We start from the raw sequence: 23,695 nt of genomic DNA, 5'->3' as shown, positions 1-23,695 counted from the left end.
GCGCCGACCGCGCGTAGCGTCCGGGCCATGAGCGACACGACGGCGAACGGATCCAGCGACCCCAGCGAGGCCGAAGCGCAGTACACCGAGGACCTGCCCGACGGGTCGCCCTCGGGCGACGCGACGAAGGACCCGGAGCAGGACAGCGACACGGACTCCGGCGGCGAGCCCGCCGACCCGCAGCAGTAGCGGCGACCGACGAGCGGACGGGAGGCACGGTGCCAGCTGGCACCGTGCCTCCCGTCCGTCGTGGAGCCGGGTCAAGAGCGTCCGTCAGCCGATGCGGATCAGCTTCTTGTTGACGAACTCGTCGGCCCCCAGGGGGCCGAGCTCGCGGCCGAAGCCGCTCGCCTTGACGCCGCCGAACGGCAGTTCGGGGCTGTCCGCGCCGACGATGTTGACGTAGACCATGCCGGCCTCGAGCCGGTCCGCGACGCGGAGCGCCTGGTCGGCGTCGGTCGTGAACAGGTACGAGCCGAGGCCGTACGGGGTGTCGTTGGCGAGTGCGACGGCGGCGTCCTCGTCGGCGACCCGGTACACGGCGGCGACGGGGCCGAAGAACTCCTCGCGGTACGCGTCGTTGTCCGGCGTGACGTCGGTCAGGATCGTCGGCACGAAGGCGTGGCCCCGGCGGTCGCCGCCCGTGACGACCGTCGCACCCTGCGCGACGGCGGACGCGAGCTGCTCCTGCAGCCGGTCCGCGGCGGTCGGGGACGACAGCGGCCCGAGCTCGGCGCCGGGCACGGACGGGTCGGTCGGCGAGACCGCCGACATGGCCGTCGTGAACTTCGCCAGGAAGTCGTCGTACAGGTCGTCCACCACCAGGAAGCGCTTCGGGGCGTTGCAGACCTGCCCGTTGCCCTCGAGGCGGGTGGTGACGGCCGACTCGACGACGGAGTCGAGGTCGTCGGTGGACAGCACGATGAAGGGGTCCGACCCACCGAGCTCGAGCACGACCTTCGTGAGGTTCCGGCCGGCGATCTCGGCAACGGCGGCACCGGCGCGGGCGGACCCGGTCAGCGAGACCCCCTGCACGCGTGGGTCGGCGATGACGTCGGCGGCCTGGTCGTTCGTCGCGAAGACGTTCGTGTACGCGCCCTCGGGGAACCCGGCGTCGTGGAAGATCCGCTCGATCGCCAGGGCCGACTCGGGGCACTGCGGGGCGTGCTTGAGCAGGACCGTGTTGCCGATGAGCAGGTTCGGACCGGCGAACCGGGCGATCTGGTAGGCGGGGAAGTTCCACGGCATGATGCCGAGCAGCACGCCGATCGATGACTTCCGGATGAAGGCGCTGCCCTCGGAGCCGTCGGCCAGGGTGATCGGCTGGTCGGCGAGGAACTCCTCGGCGTGGTCCGCGTAGTAGTCGTAGATGTCGGCGCAGAAGTCCACCTCACCCTCGGCCTGGTCGATCGGCTTCGCCATCTCGCGCACGATCGTGGCGGCGAGGTCGGCGTGACGCTCCCGGTACAGGTCCGCGACGCGGTGGAGCAGGGCCGCGCGGTCGGCGACGCTGCTGGTGCGCTCGCGGTGGGCGCGGTCCGCGACAGCGATCGCCGCCCGGAGCTCGTCGTCGGTGATGGTCGGGAACGTCTCGAGGGTCGTGCCCGTGGTGGGGTCGGTGACGGCGTACATGGCGTCCTCTCGTGGTGGGTCAGGCCTGGTCGGTCAGCTGCTTGTTCACGCCGGTGACCGGCTGGTTCTCGTCGAAGCTCTTCGGCAGCACCCGGAAGCCCTTCGTGATGACGAGCAGGTAGGCGAAGCCGATCGCGGCCCACACTCCTCCTGCGATCAGTGCGTCGGCGTGGAGCTGCGACCAGAGCACGCCCGTCAGGACCATCGCGAGGCCGGGCAGGACGATGTACTTCCACCGGTCACCCGCGGTGTGGCGGCGGCCCTGCCGGACGGCGAAGTGCACGATGACGCTCGCGTTGACGAAGGTGAAGGCGACGAGCGCGCCGAAGTTGATGTACGACGAGATGGTGTCGAGCGAGAAGCTCATCGCGAGCAGCGTGACCGCCCCGACGAAGACGACGTTGAACACCGGGGTGTGCGTGCGCGGGTTGACGTAGCCGAACACCCGCTTCGGCAGGACGTTGTTCCGACCCATCACCATGAGCATGCGGGCGACGCTCGCGTGCGAGGCGAGCCCCGACGCCAACGCGGCGACGAAGCCGGCCGACACCAGGACCGCCTGGAACACCGGGCCACCGACGAGCAGGCCGATCTGGGGGAGCGGGTCGTCGGTGAACTCGCCGAACGGGGTGTTCGTCGGGAACCGCAGCTGGGCGAAGTACGCGGACACCAGGAAGATCGCGCCGCCGAGCAGCACCGTCAACATGATCGCCTTCGGCATGATCCGGATCGACTTCGCCTCTTCCGTGTACATCGTCACGGCGTCGAAGCCGATGAACGAGAAGCAGACCACCGTCGCACCGGTGAGCAGGGCGGACATCGTCACACCGTCGTGCACGAACGGCTCGGTGCTCGCGATCGTGCCGGCGCCGGCACCGTGGACGAGTTCGATGACGGTGAAGACCACGAACGCGATCATCGCCAGGATCGCGCCGATGAGCAGCACCATGTTGAGGTTCGACGTGCCGCGCATCGACAGGCAGATCACCGTCGTCACGAACACCGTGTAGATGACGACCGTCACCCACGACGGCAGCGCCGGGAACACCTGCTCCAGGTAGAGCCGGATGATCAGGGCGTTCACCATGGGCAGCAACAGGTAGTCGAGCAGGGACGCCCAACCGACCATGAACCCGAGGTTCGGGTGCATCGACTCCCGCACGTACGTGTAGGCCGAGCCGGCCGCCGGGTAGACCCGGACCATCTTCCCGTAGCTGATCGCCGTCAGGGCCATGATGACCAGCGCGATCAGGTACGCGCTCGGCACGGCGCCGTCCGTCTGCCCGGAGACGATGCCGAAGGTGTCGAACACCACCGTCGGGGTCATGTAGCCGAGGCCCAGGCCGACGATCGCCCAGAGTCCGAGGCTCCGCTTCAGGGAACCGCCGCGCGCAGGCGTTGCCGGTGCTGTCGGTGCGGGGACCGCGGTCGGTGATGCCATGTGCGTTGACTTCCCTGCTGGGTCGGGGGTGGGCAGCGCCGGAGCTGGGCTGGGCAGCGTCGCCCGGACTGGTTCGGAGCAACATACCGATGTGCGAGTGCTCGGTGGACCGGCCGCGGTGTACAGACGTCGGGCAGTCGCTGTACACCGCGGCGATGGATCAGACCGCCGGCTGTTGCTGCGTGATGCAGTGCAGGCCGCCGCCGCGCGCGAAGACCGGACGAGCGTCGATCGAACGCACCTGACGACCCGGGTACACGTCGGCGAGGATGCCGCGGGCGCGGTCGTCGGCGACGGCGTCACCGAACGCGCAGGCGATCACGGCGCCGTTCAGCACAACGTGGTTGACGTAGTTCCAGTCGACCGGGCCGTCGTCGTCGGTCAGGGTCGACGGGGCCGGCAGTTCGACGATGGTCGCGTCCGTGGCCTGCTCGAGCGCCCGACGGATCTGCGGCATCACCAGGTGGTCCGGGTGGCCGGCGTCGGGCTGCGCGTGCAGCAGGACGGTGCGGGACGTCGTGGTGGCGCTGGTGTCACTGGTGGCGCTGGTGTCACTGGTGGCGCTGGTGTCACTGGTGTCACTCGACGCGCCCGCGAACGTCGCGACCATGTCGACGTGGCCCCGGGTCCCGAACCCGTCGTAGTCACGGGTCAGGCCGCGGGGCAGCCAGACCACGTCCGTCGCGCCGATCGTCCGGGCAAGCTCGAGTTCGACGCGCTCGCGGTCGGCGTACGGGTTCCGTCGCGGATCGAGCTGCACGGTCTCCGTCACCAGGACCGTGCCCGTGCCGTCGACGTGGATCGCGCCGCCCTCGTTCACGAGCAGCGACGGGATCCGCCGTGCACCGGCGGCGGCCGCGACCATGGCGGCGACCTCGGCGTCGCGGGTCCACGTCGACCAGGAGTTCGCGCCCCAGCCGTTGAAGACCCAGTCCACGGCGCCGAGGTCGCCAGTCACGTCGTCGACGACGAACGTCGGCCCGATGTCGCGCATCCAGAAGTCGTCCAGAGGCGCCTCGAGCACCTCGACCGCGGTCGACAGCAGGCGACGGGCGTCGGCTCGCGCGACGGGGTCAACGACGATCGTGACGGGCTGGTGCTCGCTGATCGTGTTGGCGGTGGTCGCCCACGTCCGTCGCCCCGCCTCGGCGCTCGCCGCGTCGTCACCGAGCGTCAGGCCGGGGCGCGGGAACGCCATCCAGGTGCGTTCCTGCGGAGCCGTCTCGGGAGGCATCACCCACGTCATGCGCGCACCTCCGGTCCGGCGTCGGTCGCCGCCACCCCGATGGCCGCGTCGATCGCGTCGCGTGCGCCGTACGCGTGGCGGTCCTCGTCGACCGGGGCGACGAGCCCCGCGTAGAGGTCCGGGCGACGGGTCACGTAGAAGGGGAACAGTCGGAGCCACTCCGTCCGGGCCTCGAGGTCGAGGTCCGCCACGAGCACCGCGTCGGCGTCACGCGGTGCCTCGGCGAGGACGCGGCCGAACGGGTCCGAGATGAACGACGACCCGTAGAACGTGATGTCGCCCTCGTCGCCCCAGCGGTTCGGGACGACCATGAACTGGCCGGCGGTGATGCCGTTCGCGACGATGACCTGCCGCCAGATCGGGGCGGTGTCGAAGTCCGGGAAGGTCGGTTCGGAGCCGATCGCCGTCGGGTAGACCAGGACCTCGGACCCGGCGAGGCCGTAGGACCGGGCCACCTCGGGGAACCACTCGTCCCAGCAGGTCGGTAACCCGAGGCGTGCGCCGAGTCCCGCCGGCTCGTACACCGGGAAGGCGTCGTCGTCCGTCCCTGCGCGGAAGTACGTGTCCTCGTGGTAGCCGGCGCTGATCGGGATGTGGGTCTTGCGGGTCCGGCCGACCAGGGTGCCGTCGGGGGCGACGAGGACGGCGGTGTTGTAGCCGCGGGGGTCGTCGGGCTGGTCGTCGTCGGCAGGTCGCTCGTACAGCGACGCGTGCACGAAGACCCCGTGCTCGATCGCCTGTGCGCGGGCGAAGGTGACCGTCGGGCCGTCCTCGAGTGACTCGGCGAGGTCCTTCGGGACACCACTGGCCGGGGTGTCGCCGGGGTAGCGGCGCAGGGTGAGCTCGGGCAGGAACACCGCCGCGGCGCCGTTGGCCGCGGCGGTGGCGATGCCGTCGGCGAGTTGTGCGCGGTGGGCAGCGGGGTCCGCGAGCCAACGCACCTGCACGAGGGCGACGCGGGTCGAGCGGCGGGGGGTGCCGGTGTCCTGGTGCAGTGGAGACGGGTGCAGGGGAGCGATGAGGACGTCCATCCCGCCATTGTTGATCGCATGGTCAATGAGTGCAAGGTCCGCTTTCACCAATCCCGCCGCGGGTCGTCCTTGATCAGCTGCCGGAGCGAGCTCCGTGCCGCTGCAAGCGCCGGGAAGCTGGGATCGAGTTTGGCGAGCAGCGAGAGCATGCCGTTGAAGCGATGTCCGACATCGACCCGGAGGAGGTTGTCGTGGTGCGCGACGCGGTTTCTCAGCCGACGCAGCATCTCGAGTTGGCTGCCGATTCGTTCCCGGCTGGCGTCGTCGGCGTCCGCCCCGGGGAAGGCTGCGCTGATCGCGGACCGCCAGAGTCGTTGCTGGCGTACTGGTGACTCCGATCGGGAGACCGGGCGGACCAGCTTGACCCACGATCCGAACATCAGTTGCGCCACGACGTCGTCGTGGCTGGGCGGCGTACCGCATCTCGGGTGGCTCGATGGTCGTTCCGCCATCTCCTGGGCGGCTCGGTTGCGAGCGTCCACGAGCTGCCGCCGGAGCAGCGAGTACAGAGGGTCGACAGTGACGCCGGCCGAGGACCACTCCGGAATGCCTCCACTCTTGACGCTCCAGGCGGACAGCTCGATGTCGATCGCGTTCCGCACAGCTATCTCGACGAAGGTGATCTGTCCGTGGAGTGCGCCGGCCAGGTGCGCGGCCCACAGGTACAGATCGACGGCACGGCACCGGTCACCGTCCGCGGCGTCGAGGTAGGTCGCGAGCCGCGCGGGGCTGACGAGACGTTCGAGGGTGTCCGGTTGACTGAGCTGCGCTGAGGTCATAGCGTTGTGTTCACGAGCGTCAGGCTTGGACTGACGTGCTTACCTCGAAAACCCCCCGCTCAGCGGGGGGTTTTCTGTTCGTCCGGTGGCGGACCCGGGGCTCGTCATCAGCATGCATCTCGCAACGCTAGGAGTCCGGCGGCGTTGTGGGAATCCACCTTGCGATGGCGATGATCGTTCACGAGTTGGGTGGGGTGATGAGCGAACCCATCGTCACGCCGCTCGGCTTCTCGCACGTGCGCCTCACGGTCACCGACATCCGCCGCAGCAAGGCCTTCTACGAGCAGCTGTTCGGCATGCCGCCCGGCAGCGACTTCAGCGACCAGATCGACGACCCGACGATCCACGACGACCCGTGGCGGACCTACGGCGGGTGCTCGTTCACCTTCGGCGGGCAGACGCTCGGCCTGCGACCGGTCGCCCCAGCCAAGGACCGGTTCGATCCCGACCGAGTCGGCCTCGACCACGTGTCGTTCCGCGTCGGGTCCGTCGACGACCTGCACGCCGCCGTCGAGCGACTGGACGCCGCCGGCATCGAACACGGCGACGTCACCGACCTGCCGCCGTTCGGCCTGGTGATCCTGTCCGTGCAGGACCCCGACGACGTCAACCTGGAGTTCGCGGCACCGCGGCCCTGAGCACGGTGCGCCGGTGTCCGCTTGCCGCGTCCGTCACCCGGACCTCCAGGTGGCACTGGGGCGCGGAGCGTTGCCTGATCGCGTCAGATCTCAGGAGGAGACAGCATGAGCAAGACCTGGTTCATCACCGGAGCGTCGAAGGGCTTCGGCCGCGAGTGGGCGGAAGCCGCGCTCGAACGTGGAGACTCCGTCGCCGGCACGGCCCGCAACACCGACGACGTGCAGGCACTCGTCGACCAGTACCCGGACACGTTCCTCGGACTGCAGCTCGACGTGACCGACCGTGCCGCGGACTTCGCGGCCGTGCAGCGTGCGGCGGAGCGCTTCGGCTCACTCGACGTCGTCGTGAACAACGCCGGCTACGGCCACTTCGGCATGGTCGAGGAACTCACCGAGGACGAGGTCCGCGCCCAGCTCGAGACGAACCTGTTCGGTGCGCTCTGGGTGACCCAGGCCGCGCTGCCGATCATGCGCGAGCAGGGCTCCGGGCACGTCATCCAGGTGTCGAGCATCGGCGGGATCAGCGCGTTCCCGACGGTCGGCGCCTACCACGCATCGAAGTGGGCGCTCGAGGGGCTGTCGCAGTCCCTGTCGCAGGAGGTCGCCGGCTTCGGCATCCACGTGACGCTCATCGAGCCGGGCGGCTTCTCGACCGACTGGTCCGGGCCGTCGTCGAAGAAGAGCGACCAGATCGCCGCGTACGCCGACGTCCGCGAAGCCGCGTCGAAGCGCCCGTCGGCCGCCGACCCCGGCAAGCCCGAGGCGACCCGCTCGGCGATCCTGAAGGTCGTCGACGCCGAGCAGCCGCCCCTGCGCGTCTTCTTCGGCAAGGCGCCGCTCGGCATCGCCGAGCAGGACTACGAGTCCCGCCTGGCGACCTGGCGCGAGTGGCAGCCGGTGTCGGAGGAGGCACACGGCTCTTGACGGCCCGGCGGTCAGCGCCGCGTGCTCGTCGCGCCGATCACGGACAGCAGCCGGAGCCGCTCCGCGCTCTCGCTGCCGGGCTCCGCGGTGTGGACCAGCAGCGTCTGGGAACTCTCGGGGTCGTTCAGCACCTGACACTGCAGCGTGAGCAGGCCGACCTCCGGGTGGCGGTACCGCTTCACGTCACGGGGTCGCACGCCGACCTCGTGACGTGCCCAGACGTCGCGGAACTCCGCACTCGTCCCGAGCAGGTGGTCGGCCAGGCGCGCTGCTCGGGAACCGGGGCCTCGGCGTGCGAGGACGCCCCGGAGCCCCGAGGCGTACATCCGGGACAGGAACGCGTGGTCCTCGACCGGGTGCACGTCGCGGGACCCGGGGTCGGCGAACCACCGGTAGCCGATGCTCCGGTCGTCGCCTCGGCGGCCGCGCGCGTCACCGGTCAGCTCGACGGCGAGCGGCGTCTGTTGCAGTGTCTCGCCCAGCTCGGTGACGATCTCGGCGGGGCTGTCGGCGAGCCGGTCGAAGATGCGCATCATCCCCGGGCTGACGTGGTCCCCTCCGGAGGCGGCCGCTGGTGGCTCGTGTCCGGCGAGGCGGAAGAGGTGGTCGCGCTCCGCGATCGTGAGCCGCAGTCCCTGCGCGATGGACGCGAGCATCTGGTCGGACGGCTGCGGGCCGCGCTCTCGCTCCAACCGCGCGTAGTAGTCGACGGACATGTTGCTCAGCAGGGCCGCTTCCTCGCGGCGCAGTCCGGTCGTGCGGCGCCGTTGCCCGCGCGCGAGGCCGACGTCCTCGGGCTGGAGTGCAGCGCGACGCCCGCGGAGGAAGTCCGCCAGGGATGCTCGGTCGATCACGGCCCCATCTTCTCCCGGACACGACGGCGTATCCACGGATCATCAGGCCGTGGTTGCGGAGGCGGAGGGCGGGGACGATCGTCGTGAGCGTCGTCCCCGGCGTCCACGACGAAAGAGGCGAACCATGGCACGGACCGAGCAGCTGCCCCTCCCGGACCTCACGGGTCGGAGGGTCCTGGTGACCGGCGCGAGCGACGGCATCGGGCTGGAGATCGCCGCCCGGTTCGCCGGAGCCGGAGCCGAGGTCGTCATGCCCGTGCGGAACCGCGGCAAGGGGGCGACGGCGGCGGCCCGGATCAGCGAGCGGCACCCGGCGGCGTCGGTCGTGCTCGAGGACCTCGACCTGTCCTCGCTCACCTCGATCGGGGCGCTCGGTGACCGGTTGCGGGCCGACGGAACGCCGATCGACGTGTTCGTGGGGAACGCCGGCGTGATGACCCCGCCGGAACGCGGGACCACGGAGGACGGCTTCGAGCTGCAGTTCGGCACGAACCACCTCGGCCACGTGGCGCTCGTCGGCGGAGTGCTGCCCCTGCTCCGAGCAGCGAGCGGCCGGGTCGTGATGCAGACGAGCGTGGCGGCGCGGCGTGCGTCGATCCGTTGGGACGACCTGCAGTCCGAGCGGGACTACGACGGCATGCGGGCGTACGCGCAGTCGAAGCTCGCGTGCGCCCTCTTCGCCCTCGAACTCGGTCGGAGGAGCCGCTCCAGAGGGTGGGGTGTCACGAGTGCGGTCAGTCACCCGGGCGTCGCCCCGACGAGCCTGCTCGCCGCCCGCCCGGAGATCGGCCGCGGCGGCGACACCCCGCAGGTCCGGGTGATCCGGTGGCTGTCGGCGCGCGGGCTCCTCGTGGGGACGCCGGCCACGGCAGCGGGGCCGGCGTTGCTCGCTGCGACGGCTCCGGACCTCGACGGCGGGTTCGCCGGGCCGACCGGCATCGGACAGCTCGGGGGCACGGCCGGACGTCGGGCACCGTGGGCTCCGATGCTCCGGACGGAGGACGCAGCACGGCTCTGGGACGCGTCCGAGGCGCTGGTCAGCTGATGATGTTGACCGCGCGCGAGATGACCAGGGCCAGCAGGATGAACCCGCCGAGTGCCTGGTAGGCCATGATCATCTTCGCGCGCACGGTCATCGGCATGGTGTCGGTCGGGCTGAACGCCACCATGTTCGTCATCGCGACGTAGAGGTAGTCGAGGTAGACCGGACGCCACGCGGCGGTCTTCGGGTCGGTCTCCTGGGGGAACTGGAAGTCGGCCTCGTCACTCGTCCACAGCTCGGGACGACGACGAGCCACCGGCCCGCCCCGGTCGAGCTCCCAGTACACGAGCCCGAACGCGATGATCGTGCTCACCCACACCTGCAGGGCGGTGAGCAGCACGGCACCGCCGTCCGCGTGGCCACCGAGGAGCAGCTCGATCGTCCGGACCACGGTCAGCTGGTTCGCGACGGTGAGCAGGATCGCCAACGAGAAGGACACCCACCGCGACCAGGTCGTCTCGCGGGTCAGCCGTCGCGGGTTGAAGACAACGAGCGGGATCAGCAGCAGGACGCCGAGCACCGGGACCACCCACGACGGGAAGAACAGCACCTCGCTCGGCAGGAACAGGCTGAGCCCGAGGTTCACCAGGACGGCGATCGCCACCGGCGCGCGGTGCTCGTGGCGGGGGCGGGTCCTGGTCGGGGTCACGGTGTGAGTGTCGCGCACCGGCTGCGCGCGGAGGTGACCCGCGGCGGCGCGTCGGTCCGTCGTGTCCACCGCTCGACGGACACCGGGTCGCCCCGGAGGTGCACGACGGCGCACCGAGCGGCGGACGACACCGGATCGCCACCGGTCGAGGCTGGAGCCATGACCGAACGCATCCACCGCCCCGTCCGTCTCGTGGCCGCCGCCGTGCTCGCCGGGGGCCTGGCCCTCACCGCGACCGGCTGCTCCTTCATCCAGCAGCAGACGGGCGACGCCTGGGCGGTCACGTACCAGGTGCAGGTCGACGGGCCGGCCGGGTCGGAACTGTCCGACGTCCGCGTCGAGGGTGCCGAGCAGCGCGGCGACGCCCCCGAGGTGCACCGGCTCGGCACGCAGGAGACGGGCACCCAGAAGACGGGCACGCAGGAGACGGGCACCTGGGAGCACGAGTCGATCGTCCTCGCCGAGCAACGTGCCTCGGTCCGGGCGACCCCGGCGCGGGGTGCGACGGCGACGTGCCGGATCCTGCTCGACGGCAAGCGCGAGATCGCCACGGAGACCGCGGCCGCGGGGCAACCCGTGACGTGCTCGGTCGACACCCCGGCGTTCGACTGAGCGGATCAGCCGCCGACGGGCGTCGCGAGCACGAGCGGGTCGACCTCGGAGCCGAGCAACCGCCCGGCCGCCCGCAGTCCGGACAGCAGCGCGCCGTGCACGGTCGCCGGGTCGTCGCCCCACGTGGCCTCGCCAGCGAGTTGCACCCGGCCGGACGGCGCTCCGAGCAGGTCGTGGTCGTCCGGTGACGCCCCGACGTGCAGGTACGAGTAGGAGCCGCGTGCGAACGGGTCGTCGGCCCACCGGGTGATCCGGAACGCCTCGGGTTCGGGGACCGACGGGCCGAACATCCGCCGCAGGCCGCCGATGCCCTCTTCCACGATCATGGCGTCCGGCAGGGTCTCGAGGCGCCGGGCCCCGGTCCCGCCGACCAGTGCGGCCAGTACCGGCGCTCCGGTCACACGGGACATGTCGTACCAGGAGTGCCAGTCGACGCCGGCCGACCCCTGCTGGCGGACCACCCACGAATCACCCCAGAACCGCTCCGGGAACCGCAGGAACACCTTGTCGTAGACCCCCATCCCGAGCCGGCCCATCGCACCGGTGACCGCCTCGGCGAGCGGTGGGTCGAACGTCACGTCGCCGGCCTGCAGCACCCCGAGCGGCACGGTCACGACGACGTCGTCCGCCGTGACCGACGAACCGTCGGCGAGTCCGACCACGACACCCGTCGCGGACTGCGTCACCGACCGCACGACCGCGGACAGCCGGACGTCGAGCCCCTCGGCCAGGGCGGCGGCGTACTGGGCGTAGCCGCGCGGGAACACCACCTCGTCGCCGGGGACGTGTTCCTCTTCGAGGCCGCGGGCGTCGAGGACCGTCACGGGTGCGCCGCAGAGGTCCTCGGAGCGGTGGGCCATGTACTCGCGGACCCGCGCGGCCCGGTCGCCCTGCCACTGCAGGGACCGCAGCACCGTGTCGACGGCGGCCGCGTACGTCGAGGGCGGTGGAGCGTGTGCGACGACGGTGTCCAGGGCGGCGTCGACGGTGTGCAGGTCCGCGACGAACGCCGACGCCTCCGCAGCGGACAGCGGTGCGCCGGAGGGGCCGTGCCACGCGATCGGCCGGCCGTCGAACTGGAAGCTCCCGACGGTGAACTCCACGGTCTCGATGCCGAAGCGGGGAGCCAGGGCCCAGAGCGGGTTGCCGTCGACACCGTGGATCCACGAGGCGCCGAGGTCCACGGGCACGCCGAGCGCGGTGTCGGTCCAGGTTCGGCCGCCGATCCGGTCGCGGGCCTCGAGCACGACGACCCGCTGGCCGTCGAGGGCGAGCGCCCGGGCAGCGGCGAGCCCGGCGACCCCGGCCCCCACCACGACGACGTCGGCATCGAGTGCAACCATCAGTGGCCTCCGGTCAACGGTGCCATCAGCCGCGCCGCCAGGCTCGGCCGCCCGGTCAGGGCTTCTTCGCGGTCGGCCAGGTCGGTCGCCACGAGCCCGGCGTTCGCCCCGAGGAACCGGAGTGGCTCGGGCTCCCAGTCGGGTGAGCGGTGGTTCACCCACGGCAGCGCGGTGAGCGGCGACGCGACCCCGCGCACGAGGTCGGCGAGCGTCCGCCCGGCCAGGTTCGTCGTGGAGAGTCCGTCACCGACGTAGCCGCCGGCGGTGCCGACGTGCCCGTCCCAGGTGACGGACGCGCACCAGTCGCGCGGCACGCCGAGCGGGCCGCCCCACGTGTGGGTGATCGGGGCGTCGGCGACGGCTGGGAACAACTCCACCAGGGACCGCCGCAGGTGCTCGAACACGCGCGGTACCCGGTCGTAGCCGGGGGTGATCGCGGACCCCCAGTGGTAGCGGGCTCCGCGTCCGCCGAACGCCAGTCGGTCGTCCGCCGTGCGCTGTCCGTACACGAGCAGGTGCCGGTAGTCGGAGAACGTCTGCCCGTGCTCCAGGCCGATGCGGTCCCACACCGCCGCGGGCAGCGGCGCTGTGGCGATCATGAGCGAGTAGAGCGGCAGGATCCGCCGTTTCGTCTGTTCGAGCTGTGCGCCGTACCCCTCGACCGCGATGACGACCGCGCCGGCCGTGACGGTCCCACGCGACGTGACCACACGCCCGTGGTCCCACGACGAGGCGGGCGTGTGCTCCGCGATCCGGACGCCCCGGGCCTCCAAGGCGGCCGCCAGGCCACGCACCAGTGCTGCGGGCTGCACCCGCGCACAGTCCGGGGTCCACGCGACCCCCGCCGATCCGGCGGCGTCGCCGGGCCGGGCCGGGCGCCACGACATGGCGTCGCCCCACTCGGCCGACGAGGCGACCTCGTCGTGCGCCGCGCGTTCCTGCACGGCGGACCGTGCGTAGAGGACGGTGCCGCCCTTCACGTAGTCGCAGTCGACCCCGGCTTCGGCCGCTGCGCGGCCGACCTCGTCGACGGTGTCGCGCATCGCTGCGCGCAGTGCGAGGGCGGCGTCGCGGCCGTGCTCGCGCGCGACGGACTCGGCGGATCGCGGGAACAGCGCCGAGCACCAGCCCCCGTTGCGACCGGAGGCGCCGAACCCGGCGATCTCGCGTTCCAGGACGACGATCTGGAGGCCCGGGTCGGCCTGGTGCAGGTACCAGGCGGTCCAGAGACCCGTCAGTCCACCGCCGACGATCGCGACGTCCGCGGTCGTGTCGCCGTCGAGCGGCGGCCGGGGCGCCAGGTCGTCGCGTCCGGTGGACGCGAGCTGGTCGAGCCAGAACGAGACGCCCCGGTAGCCGCTCACGATCAGATCTTCGACGAGGCCTCGGACAGGACGCTCCGCAGGATCGACGTGATCTCGCGGAACTCCGGCTGCCCGATGGTCAACGGCGGGGCGAGCTGCACGACCGGGTCGCCACGGTCGTCGGCCCGGCAGTACAGGCCGGCGTCGAACAGCGCCTTCGACAGGAACCCGCGCAGCAGCCGCTCGGACTCGTCGTCGTCGAAGGTCGTCTTGGTGGCCTTGTCCTTGACGAGCTCGATGCCGTAGAAGTAGCCGTCACCGCGGACGTCACCGACGATCGGCAGGTCCTTCAGGGTGTCGAGCTCGGCCTTGAACAGCGGGGCGTTCTGCCGCACGTTCGCGAGCAGGCCCTCTTCCTCGAAGATGTCGAGGTTCTCCATCGCGACGGCGGCCGACACCGGGTGCCCGCCGAACGTGTACCCGTGGTAGAAGGTCGTGTCGCCCTTGGAGAACGGCTCGAAGAGCTTGTCGCTGATGATGGTCGCGCCGATGGGGGAGTAGCCCGAGGTCATCGCCTTCGCGCACGTGATCATGTCCGGCACGAAGTCGTAGGTGTCGCAGGCGAACATGGTGCCGATCCGGCCGAAGGCGCAGATCACCTCGTCCGAGACGAGCAGGACGTCGTACTCGTCACAGATCTCGCGCACCCGCTGGAAGTACCCGGGCGGCGGGGTGAAGCAGCCGCCGGAGTTCTGCACCGGTTCGAGGAACACCGCCGCGACGGTGTCGGGGCCCTCGAACTCGATCATCTCGCGGATGCGCTCGGCCGCCCAGAAGCCGAACTGCTCCTCGGTGCCGCCCGGGAAGCCCATCTCCTCGGCGCGGTAGTAGTTCGTGTTCGGCACCCGGAAGCCACCGGGCGTCAGGGGCTCGAACATCTGCTTCATCGCCGGGATGCCGGTGATCGCCAGGGCACCCTGCGGGGTGCCGTGGTAGGCGACCGCGCGCGAGATGACCTTGTGCTTCATGGGCTTGCCCTGGAGCTTCCAGTAGTACTTCGCGAGCTTGAAGGCGGTCTCCACCGCTTCGCCGCCGCCCGTCGAGTAGAAGACCTTGTTGAGATCACCGGGGGCGTGCTCGGCCAGGCGGTCGGCGAGCTCGATGGCCGCCGGGTGCGCGTAGGACCAGATCGGGAAGAAGCTCAGCGTCTCCGCCTGCTTCGCGGCCATCTCGGCCAGGCGCTTCCGACCGTGGCCGGCGGCGACGACGAACAGGCCGGAGAGCCCGTCGATGTAGCCCTTGCCGTGGCTGTCGTAGACGTGGTGGCCCTCGCCGCGCACCATGATCGGCACGTCGGCACCGGCTTGGTTCGCACCGTGCCGGGCGAAGTGCATCCACAGGTGGTCCCGGGACTTCCGCTGCAGGTCGGCGTCGTCGACCGGGGCGAACGGGTCGTAGGAGTGGAGCCGCGTGGGCTGTCCGGTCGTCTGGTCTGAGATGGTCATCGCGTTCCCCAGTCGTAGAGCTGTTTGCGGAGTTGCAGGTAGACGAAGGTCTCGGTGCCGGCGACGCCCGGGATGGCCCGGATCGTGCCGTTGAGCAGTTCGATCAGGTCGTCGTCGTCCTCGCAGACGACCTCGACCATCAGGTCGAAGCTGCCGGCGGTCATGACGAGGTAGTCGACCGCCGGCAGCTGTTCGAGGGCATCGGCGACTGTTCGGGTGTCGCCGCTGACCCGGATGCCGATCATCGCCTGCCGGTGGAAGCCGAGCTGCATCGGGTCGGTGACCGCGACGATCTGCATGACGCCGGTCTCGGTGAGCTTCTGGACGCGCTGCCGGACCGCCGCCTCACTGAGACCGACGGCCTTGCCGATCTCGCCGTACGGACGGCGGCCGTCCGCTTGGAGTTGTTCGATGATCCGCTTCGAGGTGTCGTCGATCGGTCCCGGACGTCGTGGTGCTGCCGCCATGCCGGACAGCATGGCAGCGAGGCTCGGAGCGCGCAAGGGATTCCGTTGTGAACACCGTGTTTCGCGACGATTTCCGTTGTTACGGTTCTCCACAACCTCCGAATCCGTCTTCCGCGCCGCCGGAATCCGTGTCAGGATCACCGCCATGCTGGACACGACGGAAACGGTGACCACGACGCACGAGGTGCGCAACTTCGTCGGTGGGTCGTTCGTCGAGTCGGGCGCGGGCACCCGGTTCGACCTGGTCGACCCCACCACCGAGCAGGTCTACGGCACGTCCCCCGTGTCCACGGCTGCCGACGTCGACGCGGCCTTCACCAGCGCGAGCACCGCCTTCGCGACCTGGCGCCGCACGACCCCCGGCGAACGGCAGCTCGCGCTGTTCCGGATCGCGGACGCCATGGAGCAGCGGGCATCGGAGTTCGCCGACCTCGAGTCCCTCGACACCGGCAAGCCCCGGGCCACCCTGGTCGAGGACGAGATCCTGCTGTCCGTCGACCAGATCCGCTTCTTCGCCGGAGCCGCCCGCAACCTCGAGGGCCGCAGCGCCGGCGAGTACATGGCCGACCACACCTCGTTCGTCCGGCGCGAGCCCATGGGCGTCGTTGCCCAGGTCACCCCGTGGAACTACCCGCTCAACATGGCGGTGTGGAAGTTCGCCCCGGCGCTCGCCGCGGGGAACACCACCGTGCTCAAGCCGAGCGACACCACCCCGCTCTCCACCCTGCTGCTCGCCGAGGTCGCCGCCGAGTTCCTGCCGCCCGGCGTGCTCAACGTCGTCGTCGGCGACCGCACCACCGGCGCCGCGATGATCGACCACCCCACCCCGCAGCTCGTGTCCATCACCGGGTCGGTCCGCGCCGGCATGGAGGTCGCCCGCGCCGCCGCCGGCGACCTGAAGCGCACCCACCTCGAGCTCGGCGGCAAGGCCCCGGTGATCGTGTTCGACGACGCCGACATCCCGTCCGCCGTCGCCGGCATCGTCGCCGCGGGGTTCTTCAACGCCGGGCAGGACTGCACCGCCGCCACCCGGGTGCTCGTGCAGGACGGCGTCCACGACGAGTTCGTGGCGGCGCTCGCCGCCTCGGCACGTGCGACCGCGACCACCGGCGCCGACACGACCACCCCGTACTTCGGCCCGGTGAACAACGCGAACCAGCTCGCCCAGGTCCGGTCCTTCGTCGACACCCTGCCCGACCACGCCACGATCGAGCTCGGCGGCGGGCGGCAGGGCGACGTCGGCTACTTCCACCAGGCCACGATCGTGTCCGGCCTGCGCCAGACCGACCGCATCGTGCAGCAAGAGGTCTTCGGCCCCGTGCAGACCGTGCAGCGCTTCACGACCGAGGACGAAGCACTGCGCGCCGCGAACGACGTCGAGTACGGGCTCGCGAGCTCGGTGTGGACGACCGACCACTCACGGGCGATGCGCTTCGCCCGTGACCTGGACTTCGGGTGCGTGTGGATCAACACCCACATCCCGATCGTCGCCGAGATGCCGCACGGCGGCTTCAAGCACTCCGGCTACGGCAAGGACCTGTCCCAGTACGGGTTCGACGACTACACCCGCATCAAGCACGTCATGTCCTACATCGGCTGACCCCGATCCTTCCGAAGCAGCAGGAGGCACCATGGCAATGACCGGCACGTTCGCCGAATCCGGAGCCGATCTCCGGCTCGAGCAGATCACCAAGTCGTTCCCCGGGCACACCGCGGTCGACGCGCTGGACCTGACGGTGCCGGCCGGCTTGTTCTTCGCCCTGCTCGGCCCCTCCGGCTGCGGCAAGACCACGACATTGCGGCTCGTCGCCGGGCTCGAGGAGCCCACGAGCGGCACCATCACGATCGGCGGCGAGGACGTCACCGACACGAAGCCCTACCAGCGGCCCGTCAACACGGTGTTCCAGAACTACGCGCTGTTCCCGCACATGAGCGTGCTCGACAACGTCGCGTTCGGCCTGAAGCGGCGACGGATCCCGGACCCGATGACGAAGGCGCGCGAGGCCCTGCACCTGGTCGAGCTCGACGCCTCGGCCGACAAGCGCCCCGCCTCCCTGTCCGGCGGCATGCAGCAACGCGTCGCCCTGGCCCGCGCGATCGTCAACCGGCCGGCCCTGCTCCTGCTCGACGAGCCGCTCGGCGCGCTGGACCTGAAGCTCCGCCACCAGATGCAGCTCGAACTCAAGACGATCCAGGCCGAGGTCGGGCTCACCTTCCTGCACGTCACGCACGACCAGGAAGAAGCGATGACGATGGCCGACACGGTCGCCGTCATGAACGGCGGCCGGATCGAGCAGATGGGCAGCCCCCAGGACCTGTACGAACTGCCCCGGACCGCGTTCGTCGCGAACTTCCTCGGTCAGTCGAACCTGCTCGAGGGCGAGGTCCGCGGCACCGACGGCCCGCTGCTCGTGGTCGCGACCCTGGCGGGCACCATCGCCGTCCCGGCCGACCGCGCCGTCCGGACCTCGGGCAGCGTCGTCGTGGGCGTCCGTCCCGAGAAGCTCAAGATCCGCACCTCGGAACCCACCCCCGAAGCCGGCCGCAACATCCTCGGCCCCGGCCGCGTGGTCGACGTCTCGTTCTCCGGGGTCAGCACCCAGTACCTGGTGGACGTCCCCGGTGCCGGCCGCGTCTCGGTCTTCGCGCAGAACTCGAAGGGCGGACCGCGGATCGCCACCGGCACCGAGGTCTGGCTCACGTGGGGCGTCGACCACGGTTTCGGCCTGGAGGCGCACCCCGCGTCCGACCAGGCCGTCACCACCCACGCCGCCACGGGCCTCCAGTCCGCACCCGCCACGGCAGGATCGTTCGCGTGACCGGCGGGGGACCCGGCCCGGACCTGCTGCGCGGACTGACGTCCGCGCGCGTCAGCCGACGCGGCCTGCTCGCCGGCGGAGGAGCCGCCGCGCTCGCGGCGCTGCTCACGGGCTGCAGCATCAAGGGCTCAGCCGCCTCCGGCGCCGAGAACGCCGTCGACTGGACCGCGTTCTGGAAGGACGCGAAGGCGACCAAGACCCTGAACTTCGCGAACTGGCCGCTCTACATCGACTCCGACCACGGCAAGTCCGAGTCGCTCGCGCTGTTCCAGAAGGCCACCGGCATCAGCGTCGACTACCAGGCGGTGATCCAGGACAACGCGACGTTCTACGCGACCGTCTCGCCGATCCTGCGGGCGCAGGGTGCCACCGGCTACGACCTGGTCGTGATGACCAACGGGTTCGAACTGACGCAGATGATCAAGAACGGCTTCGTGTGCGAGCTCGACCACTCGCGGCTGCCGAACTTCGCGGCGAACGCGGGAGACTCGGTGAAGGACCCGACGTACGACCCCGGCAACAAGCACTCCGTCGTCTGGCAGACCGGGTTCACCGGGATCGCCTACAACCCGAAGTACATCGACCGCGAGATCACGTCGTTCCAGGACCTGCTCGACCCAGCGTTCGCGGGCCGCGTCGGGCTGATGAGCGACAACACCGAGCTCGGTTCCCTCGGACTGCTCGCGAACGGCATCGCCCCGGAGACGTCGACCCCGGCGGACTGGCGGAAAGCGCAGGCCTGGTTGCGAAAACTGCGCCCGAGCGTGACCGGCTTCTACGACCAGAGCTACATCAACAAGCTCGAGAACGGCGACACCTGGATCACCCAGGCCTGGTCCGGCGACGTGTTCCAGGCGCAGCAGTCCGGGTTCGAGGACCTGAAGTTCGTCACGCCGGAGGAGGGCCAGATGATGTGGCACGACAACCTCATGATCCCCCGGCAGGCGGCGAACCCGGTGGCCGCCCTCGAGTGGATGGACTTCTACTACACGCCGAAGATCGCGGGCATCGTCGAGGACTGGGTGAACTACGTCTGCCCGGTCCCCAGCGCCGAGGCCTACGTCCGTGACGAGCTCGACGACGCGACGGTGGCGGACAGCCCGCTGGTGTTCCCGGACTCCGACGTGCTCGACCGGTCGCACGAGTTCCGGGTGTTCGAGAACTACGACGAGTACTCGGAGTGGAACGGCATCTTCAACGCGGTGGTGCAGTCGTGACCGCCGTCGGGGTCGCCGGGCCCGGAGCCGCACCGACACCGGGCGCCGGTCCGGCACCGGTCCGTCGGGGGCGCCGTCGCAGCACGCCCTTCCTGCTCGCGTTGGTCGGGACCGCCTACCTCTGCGTGTTCTTCGTCATCCCGCTCGTTTCCGGGCTCATCGTCTCGCTCATGTCGGGCAACCCGGACGACGGGTACACCTTCACGTGGAACTGGGGGATCTACGGCTCCCTGTTCATCGACCCGCAGGTGCCCTACCTGACGTTCCTGCTCCGGTCCCTCTGGTACGGCGCCGCAGCAACGGTCGTGACCATCATCGTCGGGTACCCGGTGGCGTACTTCATCGCCTTCCGGGTGTCCCCGCGGTGGAAGAACCCGCTGCTCATGCTCGTGTTCGTGAGCTTCCTGGTGTCGTTCATCATCCGCACCGACATGTGGGCGTTCGTGCTCGCGTCGCAGGGTCCGGTCGTCACCTTCCTGCAAGCGATCGGCCTGGCCGGCAAGGACTTCCACATCCTCGGCACCGGCGGCGCGGTGATCTTCGGCGACGCCTACAACGACCTGGCGTTCATGGTGCTGCCGATCTACGCCGCGCTCGAACGCATCGACCCACGACTCGGCGAGGCCGCCAACGACCTGTACGCCGGCAAGTTCCGGGCCTTCTGGCACACGACGCTGCCGCTGTCCCGCTCGGGCATCTTCGCCGGCGTCCTGCTCGTGTTCATCGACAGCGTCGGCGACCCGGTGAACTCGGCGCTGCTCGGCGGCACGAACACCTACACGATCGGCCAGGCGATCCAGGACGCCTACTCCGGCAACCAGCAGTACAACGTCGCCGCGGCACTGTCGACCGTGCTCATGGTCGTGCTCGGCATCATCCTGTTCATCTACGCCCGCGTCTCCGGCACCGACGACCTCGAGGACCTCGTATGACCGCCGTCGCACCGTCTCGTCCGTCCACCGTGACCACCTCGTCGCCCGTCGTCCACCGCCACGGCGTGAACCGCCGCGGGCCGTGGCTCGCGATCGTCTACTGGGTCACCATCGCGATCACGCTCGTGCCGATCGTCTACATGATCGTGTACTCGTTCAACGACGCCCCGACGAACCGGCTGTCGTTCGCGTGGAACGGCTTCACGACGTACTGGTACGCGAACCTGGTCAACGTGTCCGGGCTCGGAGCCGCGTTCGTCACCTCGGTCGTCGTCGCGTTCCTGGCCGCGATCATCTCGGTCGCGATCGGGCTGCCGCTGGCCCTGGCGCTCGAGCGGTACCGGTTCCCCGGCCGCGGTGCCGTGAACGCCGTGGTGTTCGCGGACATCGCGGCGCCCTCGATCGTGGTCGGCTCGGCGTCGCTGTCGTTCTTCCTGTCGGTGGGGCTCGGCACCGGGTTCCTGACCGTGCTCATCACCCACGTGGCGTTCGACGTCGCGTACGTCGTGGTGGTGCTCCGCGCCCGGATCTCCGGCACGTCGCGCGTGCTCGAAGAGGCCGCGAGCGACCTCGGGGCGACGCCGTTCCAGGCCTTCCGGCTCGTGACCCTGCCGTTGCTCGCGCCGGGCATGCTCGCGGCCGGGCTGCTGGCGCTCGCGATGTCGATCGACGACTACGTCATCACCTCGTTCGTCGCCGGGCCCGCGGTCACGTTCCCCCTGTTCGTCTACGGTGCCGCGAAGGCCGGGATGCCACCGCAGGTGCTGTGCTTCGGGACGCTCGTGTTCGCGGTGGGGTTGCTCGTGGCGCTGCTGAACGGTGCGCTCAACCGGCGGCTGGCGCGGACGCGGGGGTAGGCGCCGGCACGCACGGTGCGGGTTGCGCGGGCTGGTGCGGGGTTGGCGCGGGACGCACGGTGCGCCTTGCGCGGGCTGGTGCGAGGTTGACCGCATGGTGCGTGCTTGTAGCGGCGCACGGTGCGTGGAACCTCGCACGGGGTGAAGAGGTGCGCACGGTGCGGACGGGAGGCGCGTGGCGGGCTGGCGCCGTGCCTCCCGTCCGCCTGTGCAGGGCGTCCACCGCACGGTGCGGGTTGCGCGGGCTGGTGCGAGGTTGGCCGCTTGGTGCGTGCTTGTAGCGGCGCACGGTGCGTGGAACCTCGCACGGGGTGAAGAGGTGCGCACGGTGCGCCACCTCGCACGGGATGACGGTCGTGGCGGTGGAGTTGCTCAGGCCGCCGTGTCGACGAGCTGCGGTCCCAGTGCCCGACGCTGCGCCTGCAGCACCGGTGCGACGGTCGCGAGCACCATGACGATGAGTCCGATCGCCACCACGAACGGCAGTGGGCGGAGCGGGTCCGTCCAACTGGTCAACGCTGCGGGGACGGTCGCGAACGCGAACGGGACGGCGATGATCGCGGCTGTCACGACGACGGCCACGGCCTCGAGGACTGCGGCGATCAAGGCCGTCCAGAAGGTGCCTCCCGCTGCGACGAGCAGGGCGACGTCGCGTCGGCGGCCCATGGTCGTCATCACGACGGTTGCGGCTCCCGTGAACAGGACGATCAGGACCGGAGTGCCGAAGATCGCGAGGCCGCCGAGGTAGTACGCCGGCGAGTCCCAGACGCCGGCGAGTCCGGTGAGCGCGGCGAGCATCATCGCGACGGACAGGAGCGCGATCGCCGAGTGGCTCCGGCTGACGTGGTGGACCAGTGATTCGCGGGCGAGGAACCACGTCACAGGTGACTGCGGGAGCACAGCGGTCCAAGCGGTCACGAGCGAACGGCACAACCACGGCCCGACGGCGACCACGAACCCCATGGCAGGCACCAGGAAGAGCATCGTGATGCCGGTCGAGCCGAGCAGGGTGATCGTGTACATCGCGACGGTGACGGCACCGAGCGCCCAAGCGGTGATCTTCCGGGCGAGTCCGGCGCCGGTCGGCTCGACCTCGGGCTCACGGACCGCGAACAGCGCCGGGGTGGCCGATGCGGCCCGTGCCGCCCCGATCGCACTGAGCAACACCACGACCTCGAAGGCCAGGAAGGCGACGAGTCCCTCGACGCCGCCGAGACGTGCGTCGAGGGCAGGTGAGCCGGTGGCACGGAGCGGAGCAGACAGGAAGGCCATCAGGGCGCCGAGGGTGAACGGCATCAACGCGAGTGCGGTGCCGAAGGCCACGAGGGAGATCGCGGCCATCTGTGCCAGCACCACCCGTCGGATCAGCCCCGGACCGAGACCGCCGAACTGCCAGAGCGCGTGGTTCCGACGCTGGATCCGGATCGAGAAGCTCACGAGCACGTTGAGCGCACCGACGACGACGATCACGTTCGTTCCGCCGAAGACGAGTGCGTGGTTCCGGAGACCGGCGGCGTCGACGGGGTCGGTGACTCCTGCGGCGGTCGAGACGTCCCCGGCGCAGACGAGCGCGACGACGGCGGCGAGGACCATGATGACGAACGTCGAGGTCCACAGCCGCCAGGCCCGGAGGACCTCGGCGAGGACGAGTCGCGCGATCACCGGGACACCGCCGCGAGGACGTCGGTCACCGACGGATCGATGAGCTCACGATGCAGCCGACCGTCGCGCAGGACGAGCACTCGGTCGCCGCGCGCCGCGGCTTCGAGGTCGTGGGTGACCATCACCACGGAGCGTTGCCCGACGGCCGCCGCTCGCAGGAGTTCGAGCACACGGGCACCGGACTCGGTGTCGAGGGCGCCGGTCGGTTCGTCGGCGAACACCACATCAGGTGCCGTGACGATGGTGCGGGCGATCGCGACGCGCTGTTGCTGTCCACCGGAGAGCTGTCCGGGACGGTGCCGGGCGACCGCCGTCAGTCCCACCGCGTCGAGGGCGTTCCGGACCGTGGCTCGGTCGACGGATCCGGTCGACAGCCGGAGGGGCAGCGCCACGTTCTCGAACGCCGTCAGCGCCGGGATGAGGTTGTACGACTGGAACACGAACCCGAGGTGCTCCCGGCGGAACGCTGCGAGGGCGTCACCGCCGAGGGTTGCGAGGTCGATGCCGTCGATGCGGACGGTGCCGGACGTCGGTGCGTCCAGACCGGACAGGCACTGCAACAGCGTCGACTTGCCCGAGCCGCTCGGCCCGACGATGGTGACGAGTTCGCCGCGGCCGATGGTCAGGCTGACGTCGTCGAGGACGGTCGTCGACTGGCGTCCGGCACCGGTGAAGCTCCGCGACAACGAGGTGGTCTCGACAAGAGAAGTCATCCATACAACATACTACATATGTTACGAG

General features: G+C 70.4%; 23 protein-coding genes. 10 read left to right on the top strand and 13 right to left on the bottom strand.

The window, feature by feature from the left end:
* Positions 1 to 27: 27 nt before the first annotated feature.
* On the top strand, positions 28 to 189 hold the full coding sequence (locus tag ITJ60_RS05325; RefSeq protein ID WP_194647222.1) for a hypothetical protein: 162 nt from the start codon (positions 28 to 30) through the stop codon (positions 187 to 189).
* Between the two features lie 84 nt (positions 190 to 273).
* Here the strand turns inward: ITJ60_RS05325 and ITJ60_RS05320 are convergent, their stop codons facing one another.
* From ITJ60_RS05320 to ITJ60_RS05300, 5 genes are all read right to left on the bottom strand, one after another.
* The gene (locus ITJ60_RS05320) at positions 274 to 1,632 is read right to left on the bottom strand and encodes an NAD-dependent succinate-semialdehyde dehydrogenase (RefSeq protein WP_194647221.1); all 1,359 of its coding nucleotides are present in this window, start codon (positions 1,630 to 1,632) and stop codon (positions 274 to 276) included.
* A gap of 19 nt (positions 1,633 to 1,651) precedes the next feature.
* A complete protein-coding gene (locus ITJ60_RS05315) occupies positions 1,652 to 3,073 on the bottom strand; it encodes an APC family permease (protein ID WP_194647220.1) in 1,422 nt (473 codons plus the stop codon).
* A gap of 160 nt (positions 3,074 to 3,233) precedes the next feature.
* Positions 3,234 to 4,319, bottom strand: coding sequence for an agmatine deiminase family protein (locus tag ITJ60_RS05310; RefSeq protein ID WP_194647219.1), 1,086 nt, complete (start codon positions 4,317 to 4,319; stop codon positions 3,234 to 3,236).
* Positions 4,316 to 5,350, bottom strand: coding sequence for a nitrilase-related carbon-nitrogen hydrolase (locus ITJ60_RS05305; RefSeq protein ID WP_194647218.1), 1,035 nt, complete (start codon positions 5,348 to 5,350; stop codon positions 4,316 to 4,318). Before ITJ60_RS05305 ends, ITJ60_RS05310 begins: the two co-directional genes overlap by 4 nt.
* Positions 5,351 to 5,394: 44 nt before the next feature.
* Positions 5,395 to 6,129, bottom strand: a complete 735-nt coding sequence (locus ITJ60_RS05300; protein ID WP_194647217.1) for an Abi family protein — start codon at positions 6,127 to 6,129, stop codon at positions 5,395 to 5,397.
* Positions 6,130 to 6,326: 197 nt separating this feature from the next.
* Here ITJ60_RS05300 and ITJ60_RS05295 point away from each other — a divergent pair, with 197 nt between their 5' ends.
* Positions 6,327 to 6,767 (top strand): VOC family protein, encoded by a 441-nt coding sequence (locus ITJ60_RS05295; protein WP_194647216.1) that lies wholly within the window; start codon positions 6,327 to 6,329, stop codon positions 6,765 to 6,767.
* A gap of 105 nt (positions 6,768 to 6,872) precedes the next feature.
* The gene (locus ITJ60_RS05290) at positions 6,873 to 7,691 is read left to right on the top strand and encodes an SDR family oxidoreductase (RefSeq protein WP_194647215.1); all 819 of its coding nucleotides are present in this window, start codon (positions 6,873 to 6,875) and stop codon (positions 7,689 to 7,691) included.
* A gap of 11 nt (positions 7,692 to 7,702) precedes the next feature.
* On the opposite strand, the gene ITJ60_RS05285 is transcribed toward ITJ60_RS05290, so the two are convergent.
* Positions 7,703 to 8,545: a helix-turn-helix transcriptional regulator gene (locus ITJ60_RS05285; RefSeq protein WP_194647214.1), complete on the bottom strand. Its 843-nt coding sequence runs from the start codon at positions 8,543 to 8,545 to the stop codon at positions 7,703 to 7,705.
* 124 nt (positions 8,546 to 8,669) lie between these two features.
* Here ITJ60_RS05285 and ITJ60_RS05280 point away from each other — a divergent pair, with 124 nt between their 5' ends.
* Positions 8,670 to 9,590, top strand: coding sequence for an SDR family oxidoreductase (locus tag ITJ60_RS05280; RefSeq protein WP_194647213.1), 921 nt, complete (start codon positions 8,670 to 8,672; stop codon positions 9,588 to 9,590).
* Here the strand turns inward: ITJ60_RS05280 and ITJ60_RS05275 are convergent.
* Positions 9,583 to 10,236 carry a hypothetical protein gene (locus ITJ60_RS05275; protein ID WP_323749109.1) on the bottom strand — a complete coding sequence of 218 codons (654 nt, stop codon included), beginning with the start codon at positions 10,234 to 10,236 and terminating at the stop codon, positions 9,583 to 9,585. The genes ITJ60_RS05280 and ITJ60_RS05275 overlap by 8 nt on opposite strands.
* 159 nt (positions 10,237 to 10,395) lie before the next feature.
* Between ITJ60_RS05275 and ITJ60_RS05270 the strand changes: the two genes are divergently transcribed.
* Positions 10,396 to 10,848, top strand: coding sequence for a hypothetical protein (locus ITJ60_RS05270; protein ID WP_194647212.1), 453 nt, complete (start codon positions 10,396 to 10,398; stop codon positions 10,846 to 10,848).
* A 5-nt stretch (positions 10,849 to 10,853) separates the two neighbouring features.
* Here the strand turns inward: ITJ60_RS05270 and ITJ60_RS05265 are convergent, their stop codons facing one another.
* Genes ITJ60_RS05265 through ITJ60_RS05250 form a run of 4 tightly spaced genes read right to left on the bottom strand, consistent with a single transcriptional unit; the run spans position 10,854 to position 15,479 of the window.
* Positions 10,854 to 12,191 (bottom strand): flavin monoamine oxidase family protein, encoded by a 1,338-nt coding sequence (locus tag ITJ60_RS05265; RefSeq protein ID WP_194647211.1) that lies wholly within the window; start codon positions 12,189 to 12,191, stop codon positions 10,854 to 10,856.
* Entirely contained in the window at positions 12,191 to 13,555 is a 1,365-nt protein-coding gene (locus ITJ60_RS05260; RefSeq protein WP_194647210.1) for an NAD(P)/FAD-dependent oxidoreductase, read from the bottom strand. Before ITJ60_RS05260 ends, ITJ60_RS05265 begins: the two co-directional genes overlap by 1 nt.
* Before the next feature lie 2 nt (positions 13,556 to 13,557).
* Entirely contained in the window at positions 13,558 to 15,000 is a 1,443-nt protein-coding gene (locus ITJ60_RS05255) for an aspartate aminotransferase family protein (RefSeq protein WP_123292906.1), read from the bottom strand.
* Entirely contained in the window at positions 14,997 to 15,479 is a 483-nt protein-coding gene (locus tag ITJ60_RS05250; RefSeq protein ID WP_035809531.1) for an Lrp/AsnC family transcriptional regulator, read from the bottom strand. The genes ITJ60_RS05255 and ITJ60_RS05250 overlap by 4 nt, the downstream gene beginning before the upstream one ends.
* A gap of 133 nt (positions 15,480 to 15,612) precedes the next feature.
* Between ITJ60_RS05250 and ITJ60_RS05245 the strand changes: the two genes are divergently transcribed.
* The 5 genes from ITJ60_RS05245 to ITJ60_RS05225 are packed head-to-tail and all read left to right on the top strand — an operon-like array spanning position 15,613 to position 21,292.
* Positions 15,613 to 17,067: an aminobutyraldehyde dehydrogenase gene (locus ITJ60_RS05245; protein WP_194647209.1), complete on the top strand. Its 1,455-nt coding sequence runs from the start codon at positions 15,613 to 15,615 to the stop codon at positions 17,065 to 17,067.
* 31 nt (positions 17,068 to 17,098) lie between these two features.
* Entirely contained in the window at positions 17,099 to 18,286 is a 1,188-nt protein-coding gene (locus ITJ60_RS05240) for an ABC transporter ATP-binding protein (protein WP_194647208.1), read from the top strand.
* Positions 18,283 to 19,503, top strand: a complete 1,221-nt coding sequence (locus ITJ60_RS05235; RefSeq protein WP_214546059.1) for an ABC transporter substrate-binding protein — start codon at positions 18,283 to 18,285, stop codon at positions 19,501 to 19,503. The genes ITJ60_RS05240 and ITJ60_RS05235 overlap by 4 nt, the downstream gene beginning before the upstream one ends.
* Positions 19,500 to 20,435: an ABC transporter permease gene (locus ITJ60_RS05230; protein ID WP_123339295.1), complete on the top strand. Its 936-nt coding sequence runs from the start codon at positions 19,500 to 19,502 to the stop codon at positions 20,433 to 20,435. Before ITJ60_RS05235 ends, ITJ60_RS05230 begins: the two co-directional genes overlap by 4 nt.
* Entirely contained in the window at positions 20,432 to 21,292 is an 861-nt protein-coding gene (locus tag ITJ60_RS05225; protein ID WP_123671284.1) for an ABC transporter permease, read from the top strand. The genes ITJ60_RS05230 and ITJ60_RS05225 overlap by 4 nt, the downstream gene beginning before the upstream one ends.
* A 372-nt stretch (positions 21,293 to 21,664) precedes the next feature.
* Here ITJ60_RS05225 and ITJ60_RS05220 read toward each other — a convergent pair whose 3' ends face one another.
* Together ITJ60_RS05220 and ITJ60_RS05215 are read right to left on the bottom strand one after the other, a co-directional pair.
* Entirely contained in the window at positions 21,665 to 22,954 is a 1,290-nt protein-coding gene (locus tag ITJ60_RS05220; RefSeq protein WP_194647207.1) for a hypothetical protein, read from the bottom strand.
* Positions 22,951 to 23,667 (bottom strand): ABC transporter ATP-binding protein, encoded by a 717-nt coding sequence (locus ITJ60_RS05215; RefSeq protein WP_194647206.1) that lies wholly within the window; start codon positions 23,665 to 23,667, stop codon positions 22,951 to 22,953. Before ITJ60_RS05215 ends, ITJ60_RS05220 begins: the two co-directional genes overlap by 4 nt.
* Positions 23,668 to 23,695: the final 28 nt, after the last annotated feature.

It is taken from the genome of Curtobacterium sp. VKM Ac-2884 (assembly GCF_015350945.1).
Taxonomy (GTDB): Bacteria; Actinomycetota; Actinomycetes; order Actinomycetales; family Microbacteriaceae; genus Curtobacterium.
The sequence above is the reverse complement of the archived record's forward strand: the minus strand, read 5'-3'. Positions and strand labels throughout refer to the sequence as shown.

Bases quoted from the DNA above. Each gene is read 5' to 3' on its own strand.
- ITJ60_RS05325 (WP_194647222.1), top strand. From the start codon at position 28: ATGAGCGACACGACGGCGAACGGATCCAGCGACCCCAGCGAGGCCGAA.
- ITJ60_RS05320 (WP_194647221.1), bottom strand. From the start codon at position 1,632: ATGTACGCCGTCACCGACCCCACCACGGGCACGACCCTCGAGACGTTC.
- ITJ60_RS05315 (WP_194647220.1), bottom strand. From the start codon at position 3,073: ATGGCATCACCGACCGCGGTCCCCGCACCGACAGCACCGGCAACGCCT.
- ITJ60_RS05310 (WP_194647219.1), bottom strand. From the start codon at position 4,319: ATGACGTGGGTGATGCCTCCCGAGACGGCTCCGCAGGAACGCACCTGG.
- ITJ60_RS05305 (WP_194647218.1), bottom strand. From the start codon at position 5,350: ATGGACGTCCTCATCGCTCCCCTGCACCCGTCTCCACTGCACCAGGAC.
- ITJ60_RS05300 (WP_194647217.1), bottom strand. From the start codon at position 6,129: ATGACCTCAGCGCAGCTCAGTCAACCGGACACCCTCGAACGTCTCGTC.
- ITJ60_RS05295 (WP_194647216.1), top strand. From the start codon at position 6,327: ATGAGCGAACCCATCGTCACGCCGCTCGGCTTCTCGCACGTGCGCCTC.
- ITJ60_RS05290 (WP_194647215.1), top strand. From the start codon at position 6,873: ATGAGCAAGACCTGGTTCATCACCGGAGCGTCGAAGGGCTTCGGCCGC.
- ITJ60_RS05280 (WP_194647213.1), top strand. From the start codon at position 8,670: ATGGCACGGACCGAGCAGCTGCCCCTCCCGGACCTCACGGGTCGGAGG.
- ITJ60_RS05270 (WP_194647212.1), top strand. From the start codon at position 10,396: ATGACCGAACGCATCCACCGCCCCGTCCGTCTCGTGGCCGCCGCCGTG.
- ITJ60_RS05265 (WP_194647211.1), bottom strand. From the start codon at position 12,191: ATGGTTGCACTCGATGCCGACGTCGTCGTGGTGGGGGCCGGGGTCGCC.
- ITJ60_RS05255 (WP_123292906.1), bottom strand. From the start codon at position 15,000: ATGACCATCTCAGACCAGACGACCGGACAGCCCACGCGGCTCCACTCC.
- ITJ60_RS05250 (WP_035809531.1), bottom strand. From the start codon at position 15,479: ATGCTGTCCGGCATGGCGGCAGCACCACGACGTCCGGGACCGATCGAC.
- ITJ60_RS05245 (WP_194647209.1), top strand. From the start codon at position 15,613: ATGCTGGACACGACGGAAACGGTGACCACGACGCACGAGGTGCGCAAC.
- ITJ60_RS05240 (WP_194647208.1), top strand. From the start codon at position 17,099: ATGGCAATGACCGGCACGTTCGCCGAATCCGGAGCCGATCTCCGGCTC.
- ITJ60_RS05225 (WP_123671284.1), top strand. From the start codon at position 20,432: ATGACCGCCGTCGCACCGTCTCGTCCGTCCACCGTGACCACCTCGTCG.
- ITJ60_RS05215 (WP_194647206.1), bottom strand. From the start codon at position 23,667: ATGACTTCTCTTGTCGAGACCACCTCGTTGTCGCGGAGCTTCACCGGT.